This is a genomic window from Zoogloea sp. (assembly GCF_023150065.1).
Taxonomy (GTDB): Bacteria; Pseudomonadota; Gammaproteobacteria; order Burkholderiales; family Rhodocyclaceae; genus Zoogloea.
Genome location: NZ_JAKLLN010000203.1, coordinates 1 through 555 on the forward strand (window position 1 = coordinate 1; position 555 = coordinate 555).

Consider the following 555-nt stretch of genomic DNA (forward strand, 5'->3'; position numbering starts at 1 on the left):
TTCGAGCCGCCCAGCCTCGATCTTGGAGAAGTCGAGGATGTCGTTGAGGGTGTCGAGGAGCGCCCGCCCGGAGATGCGGATCTTGCTGGCGTAGTCGCGCTGGCGCGGCGGCAGGCGGCTGCGCAGCAGGAGGTCGGCCATGCCGATCACCGCGTTGAGCGGGGTGCGGATCTCGTGGCTCATGTTGGCCAGGAACAGCGACTTGGCCTGGGTGGCGGCCTCGGCGCGGGCGCGGGCCTCCTGCAGCTCGCGGCCGATGTTCTCGCGATCGTCGATGTCCCGCTCGATGGCGTCGGCCATGCTGTTGAAGGTGGTACGCAGGGTCTGGATCTCCTGCACCTCGTCCTCGCCGGTGAGGCGCACGTCGTACTGGCCGCGGGCCAGCTGGTCGGTGACGGCGCACATATCCTCGATGGGGCGCAGCACCTTCTGGCGCACGCTGCGCACCCCGCGCAGGGCCAGCAGCACGGTGGCGGTCATGCCGATGATGGCGGCGACGATCCAGTTGCGCAGCCGGTGGCGGGCCTCGGTGACCTGGTTGCCGGTGCGCCGGTC

General features: G+C 70.1%; 1 protein-coding gene. It reads right to left on the minus strand.

All coding sequences use genetic code 11. The features are described from left to right. Window positions 1–555: histidine kinase dimerization/phospho-acceptor domain-containing protein (locus tag L6Q67_RS24275; RefSeq protein WP_296576303.1), on the minus strand; the 555-nt coding region annotated here is incomplete at both ends.